The following is a 5,332-nucleotide window of genomic DNA, read 5'->3' on the forward strand; positions in this document are numbered from 1 at the left end:
AATATGAGCGAGACTATGTTCAACGCTAACCCGTTCTCTTAAACGTTTTCGACCAATTGGGGTCAATTGTTGTTCTCGTAATTCAGATAATAAGGCTTCATCAGGATGAATGGAAACACTACGACCGTTTTTAGAAGTAGTACATTGAGCAACGCTCAAGGCTTGTGAGCCGGAATTGAATTCCGGCTCATTCCTTGAGAATGCAGAGGACAATCCTGACATTTTTCTTGAGGAAAACGCACGGTTTTTCCTAGCTCAAATTCAAGAGTCACTTGATGAGGACAAGTAATAGTTTGTTGCTCCCAGTTGAGGATAAAAGCGGTTTTATCAAAACGGTCACCATTTTTAACACGCCAGGCTTTACAGAAGATATTTAACTCCGAAGAACGCTCCTTGACCCAATGACAGTTGAGATAACCTCGGTCAATATGTAACTCGGAAAAAGTAACATTTTGGGTTGATAAATCTTCTTCTAGTTCGGGGGTAACACTAGCTTCTGAAGCATTAGCTGGAGTTAATCCCACTGCTCTGACGACTCCTAAATCTAGGTCTTTCAAAACGTGACGTTTGTAACCATCGAAACGCTTGCTACGGCTCTTTCGTCCATGACGCATTTGGTCATCTTCAATGGCAATTCGACGATTTTTAGCAACTCCTTTACGAAGTTTGGGTGAACCGTCTTCTGTTTCCTCAACATCTTGATTTTTAATCTGTGTAGCAGTTTCTAGATTTTTTTTTATATCTAAGTAATCGGTTTCCGAATTTTGAGAATTCGTTTGAGTCCACTGTTCAACTTGTTCTAGAGTTTCCAGAATTTGAGTTAAAGCCTGAGTGCGAGCTTCAGGGTCATCCCAGTCAAGATCTAGAGCAGCTTTCAGGCTAGTTCCACTCATTAAATCAGCTCCTAATTGAGGTGTAATCTCTTCAATAATTTCTCCATATTCTTGTGCCAGTAAAGTTAAAGCCTTTCGCAAAGCATGACCTAATCAATTATAAGTATCTTCCACTCTTGCGGCTCCCCATAAAGGAGAAGAATCTAAGGCAACCCTTAAAGTATTAGCGTGAAAACCCTTCGTTCTTTTTGCAATTTCTACGGTCCTTTCAAGTAATTTTCTATCCATGTTTTTAGCCATTAATTTTGCGCGAAATTTTACTAAAGTTGCTTTGCTAAAAGGAGGCTCTTCACAATCCATAGAATCGAGAACGAGTTGCCATCGACGATCCATCACCAGAGCTTCAATTACTTCGTCGTCAGAAACTCCAATATAGGCTTGAAGGATAATTGTCAGAGCTAATTTCGCTGGAGAAACTGGACATTTCCCAACTGTGCTATCTTTAAATATCTCTGCTAATTGTTCTTGAAATTCTTCGTCAAATATCTCATGGCGAAATTGTCTAAGAAAGACAAATAATTTACCTTGGCGAATTTTTTGAAGCACTGCTTGTTCAGCGAGAGAGAGGGAAATGGTTGGATTCCAATTAGGTGGGCGCATTTGACTTGAACTTCCTCTAAGGGGACATTTCTCAGTATTCATGAAATGATTCATTTGTCAACCCTCTCTACTGAACCGACGCTCTAGCAACTATCTCTCAAGAAACCCTAATTCTTCCCAGTCCAGGAGCCGCCAGTTGCCGACCGGAATAAACGACGCCCAATAGTAGGGATGTTCGGTTTCCGGGTCGGCCAACATCGCCAACTGCACTTGACGCAGTGCCTCTCCGCGCCCTTCTCCCTCCTGCAACCGTTGATAATAGGCAATCATCAGCTCCTTCGTCTCTTGGTCCGCCACCTGCCACAAACTCATCAGCTGCGTTTGCGCCCCGGCTAAGGTAAAGGCGCGCCGCAGTCCATAAACCCCTTCTCCTTGCACCACAGCCCCCACCCCCGTTTCGCAGGCACTGAGCACCACCAACTCCGTTCCCCGCAAGTTCAGTCCGCTTACTTCCAGGGCGGTCAACACCCCGTCGTCGTTGCTGTGTTCACGGCGGTTAAATCCCGCTAAGGCCAGTCCCGACCGTAGCAACGGGTTCTCAAGCGAGAAGGCGGGGGGCTGTCCCCCGGGTGCCAGTTGACCCCTGTCGGCTGCCGGTTCCGGTTGCGGCGGCAGGAAAAAGCCGTGGGTAGCCAGATGCAGGAAGCGGGGATTATCAGTTTGTTTGAGGATATTTTCTGTGGCTTCCTCTTGCAGGAGAAGCCGGAATTGGGGGAGGAGCTACCGGATCGCTTTTCCTTCCTCGGCTGTGGCGGGGAGGGGCGCCACTTTCAGGGTTCTCAGGTCGGCGGAGCGTGGGTTGCGGTCCGGGTCGGGGCAGGGCTGTTTCATTCTCGGTGTAGAATCTGAAAAGGAAAGCGCGATCGCGTCACTTAAACTCTAAGCACGATCGCGCACTTTTAAAAAAATTTCTAATATGTCTAGTTTAATCAGTTTCCTGAAACAGGTCATCCGTACTCCGCCGTCTCACGGCGGAGCCTGCGGATGACCGTTGGTCAAGGATTGGCGTAATTCCAGTGGGCAGAGATATCCTTTATGGTGGATACTTTTCATTGTTATTCTTGGTTTAATGATGGGTTACTTAAGTTACCGAGACTTAGCTGCTTTTGGCGAAAATGAGCATTACCACCTCACTCGTTTTGGGAAATCTCAATCTCTAAAACCACCATCTTATTCAACCATTAGAAGAGTCATGATGGGAGTAGATAATAATGATTTAATTCAAGCTTTTAACCAATGGGCTACTCAATTATCTGCCCTAGATGAACTTTCTGATTGGATCGCGATTGATGGGAAAAGTATCAAGTCAACTTTAACAGACTCTTGGGGAAATAAACAGAACTTTGCGTCAATTGTATCTTGGTTTTCTCAGGAAAATGGTTTAGTTTTAGCACTGGAAAAGTTAGAAAATAAAAAGACTTCAGAAATTCATTGTGTTCAAGAGATGGTTAAGGCTACACCGTTATCTAATTACGTTTTAACTTTGGATGCTGTTCATTGTCAAAAAGAAACGATTAAAATGATTCATCAGTCTAATAATGATTATTTAATTACGGTGAAAAGAAATCAGCCCAAGTTATACAATACCTTGGCCAAAAAATCTCAAGAAACTATTCCCATTCAGGAAAATCTGCGAACAGAAATTAGTCACGGACGACAAGTAAATCGTCAAGTATCTGTATTTCAAGTTCCCGAATCTATGACACAAATATGGGAAGGAAGTCAGTATTTTATTAAAGTAGAAAGAAAAGGTGAGCGGAAAAATAAGCCTTATCATCAAATTGTTTATTATCTGAGTAGTTGTTATCAAACCGCAAAAGATTTTAGTGAAAAAATTCAAGGACACTGGGGAATTGAGAACCAATTGCATTGGGTTAAAGATGTTATTTTTAAGGAGGACTCATCTCCCCTGCATCATTTGGAGTCAGCAGTGAACTTCTCAATTTTAAGAACAATTGGAATGAATCTTTTCAGATTATTAGGCTTTTTATCAATTACCGAAGCCCGAAGATGGCTTGGCAACAGGCTTTGGCTGTTGCCTATTTTGATAGAATGAAACAGCCCTGCTATGTGGTGGCTGATTTATATCGTAAGCGTTGGCGCATTGAAGAGGCTTTTAATACGGTCAAACGATTGCTAGGCTTGAGTTATTTATGGACGGGTTCTCTCAATGGTATTCAATTACAAATTTGGGGAACTTGGTTATTTTACTCAGTCTTGCTTGATTTAGGGGATGCGATTGCCGATGAACTTTCTCTACCTGTGGATGACATTTCTTTAGAGATGATTTACCGCGGTCTCTATCATTTTTCCGTGGCTCGTCAAAAAGGGTTAGCCCATGATCCTGTCAAATATTTTGCTGCACCAGAAAATCAAGATTTAGGTGCGACCCAAGCGGAGGTCTCCTCCGCATTGGAAAGCGCACCTGTAGGAGTGGTTAAGCAGAAACGAAAACGAAGGGTTCGTCTGATTGTTGCTCCTTTCCCCACAAAACAAAGGGGAAGTCAAGATTTTTTCTTCAACTCTTCTGCTCAAACCCCCTTGACTTTTGCTTTACAGCCTTAACTTGTTACCAATGACCGCAGCATAGCGATTCTTCAAGAGATTCCGCACCAACATACAATGGCGATAGCGTAATTGTCCCCAATTCAGCGTTAAATGGTCGCCCGTACCATCCGTTAAAATCGACGCGATTGTATCTAACGCCCAGCGCATCGTGCGTTGAGAGCCAGAGGAGAGACTGGTTAAATAAACCGCTGCTGGATGTTCCGAGAGGGGAATTGGAGTGACTAATAACAGGGGATCGGAGCGTAGAGAAGCGTGATGCAGACCGTCTCGCTGCGGCAACGGAGAAACCGATTCATCTGTTTTGTCATCGCGCTCACTCACCTTGATCGTCTCCAGAGACCGTTTGTAAACACGAAAACAACTTTTCTCACTCTTTATTTTGACACAGCGTGATCGCGCTTTCTATTGGGGACACTTTTTAGAATTTATTGAGGTCTGAAAATGCCTTCCGATTCAGTTGGGCATCTCGCGCGATCGCGCCACAATTAAATCAGCCGTTAGGAGAAATTTGTAGGCAAGTATTGGAACGATTTTTGCCCTGCGGGCTTTTGGTTGAATGTCAAGTAGGGCGCGATCACAGTAATAATCCAATCCAATTAATTTTGAGAGTTGATTTTAGCAAAAAGTTTCCTTAATCTTAAAAGTTCTTTAAGGTTCATCAGTCATCGTTTAGATAGTTTTTGTGTCAGTGTTGAGGAGTCAGTAACGATGTTAGATATTTTATTAGTGAATGATGACGGATTTGAAGCCCCAGGCATACAGGTCTTATTTGAGGCGTTAACGGCAGCGAGTTACGATGTTACGCTGGTTGCTCCTCAAGATCAACAAAGTGGCGCGGGAACCTTTATCAATACCGATCAAATCTTCCAGCCCTTAACTATAGAAAATTTTGCTCCCAACCAATGGTCAGTAGATGCCTCACCCATTGTTACTGTTTGGACGGGTACTAGATGCAATTCTAGAAGGCAATGAGCCAGATGTGGTAATTTCCGGAATTAATGAAGGAGAAAATGTTGGTAGCAGTATTGCCATTTCTTCTGGAACAGTGAGCGCCGCTACCGCTGCAACCAGACGTGGCATTCCCGCGATCGCGGTCAGCGCCGGACAAGAAGCCGTACCGGGACAGATTGAAGAAACTTATGAAATCGGCCTTAAGGGATGACAAGGAACATGTGAGGCAGGTATGGTATGCTTTTAAGCCGACCCCTGTTCCGAAAAAAAGGTTGCTTGAGTGAGCAACCCCATCAAAAATATGCTTCCTCCACTGTACC

The 5,332-nt window shown here is 43.8% G+C and carries 8 protein-coding genes and 2 pseudogenes; 4 read left to right on the forward strand and 6 right to left on the reverse strand.

Annotated elements, in window-relative coordinates; translation table 11 throughout:
* From GVY04_15725 to GVY04_15740, 4 genes and pseudogenes are all read right to left on the reverse strand, one after another.
* A partial coding sequence (locus GVY04_15725; GenBank protein NBD17525.1) for a hypothetical protein occupies window positions 1-159 on the reverse strand: 159 nt, incomplete at its 3' end.
* A complete protein-coding gene (locus GVY04_15730) occupies window positions 156-974 on the reverse strand; it encodes a hypothetical protein (protein NBD17526.1) in 819 nt (272 codons plus the stop codon). The genes GVY04_15725 and GVY04_15730, both read right to left, overlap by 4 nt.
* A 12-nt stretch (window positions 975-986) precedes the next feature.
* A complete protein-coding gene (locus GVY04_15735; protein ID NBD17527.1) occupies window positions 987-1,547 on the reverse strand; it encodes a hypothetical protein in 561 nt (186 codons plus the stop codon).
* A gap of 36 nt (window positions 1,548-1,583) precedes the next feature.
* Window positions 1,584-2,324: pseudogene (locus GVY04_15740) on the reverse strand (CHAT domain-containing protein).
* A gap of 160 nt (window positions 2,325-2,484) precedes the next feature.
* Between GVY04_15740 and GVY04_15745 the strand changes: the two are divergent.
* Together GVY04_15745 and GVY04_15750 are read left to right on the forward strand one after the other, a co-directional pair.
* Window positions 2,485-3,549 carry an ISAs1 family transposase gene (locus GVY04_15745; GenBank protein NBD17528.1) on the forward strand — a complete coding sequence of 355 codons (1,065 nt, stop codon included), beginning with the start codon at window positions 2,485-2,487 and terminating at the stop codon, window positions 3,547-3,549.
* 11 nt (window positions 3,550-3,560) lie between these two features.
* Window positions 3,561-4,058: pseudogene (locus GVY04_15750) on the forward strand (transposase).
* Here the strand turns inward: GVY04_15750 and GVY04_15755 are convergent.
* Entirely contained in the window at window positions 4,047-4,382 is a 336-nt protein-coding gene (locus GVY04_15755) for a hypothetical protein (GenBank protein ID NBD17529.1), read from the reverse strand. The pseudogene GVY04_15750 and the gene GVY04_15755 overlap by 12 nt on opposite strands.
* A 132-nt stretch (window positions 4,383-4,514) precedes the next feature.
* Window positions 4,515-4,652: a hypothetical protein gene (locus GVY04_15760; protein NBD17530.1), complete on the reverse strand. Its 138-nt coding sequence runs from the start codon at window positions 4,650-4,652 to the stop codon at window positions 4,515-4,517.
* A gap of 117 nt (window positions 4,653-4,769) precedes the next feature.
* Here GVY04_15760 and GVY04_15765 point away from each other — a divergent pair, with 117 nt between their 5' ends.
* Together GVY04_15765 and GVY04_15770 are read left to right on the forward strand one after the other, a co-directional pair.
* Complete coding sequence (locus tag GVY04_15765) at window positions 4,770-5,033, forward strand: hypothetical protein (protein ID NBD17531.1); 264 nt, start codon at window positions 4,770-4,772, stop codon at window positions 5,031-5,033.
* Window positions 4,975-5,223: a hypothetical protein gene (locus GVY04_15770; GenBank protein NBD17532.1), complete on the forward strand. Its 249-nt coding sequence runs from the start codon at window positions 4,975-4,977 to the stop codon at window positions 5,221-5,223. Before GVY04_15765 ends, GVY04_15770 begins: the two co-directional genes overlap by 59 nt.
* The last annotated feature ends 109 nt before the right edge of the window (window positions 5,224-5,332 follow it).

The organism is Cyanobacteria bacterium GSL.Bin1 (assembly GCA_009909085.1).
Lineage (GTDB): Bacteria > Cyanobacteriota > Cyanobacteriia > Cyanobacteriales > Rubidibacteraceae > Halothece.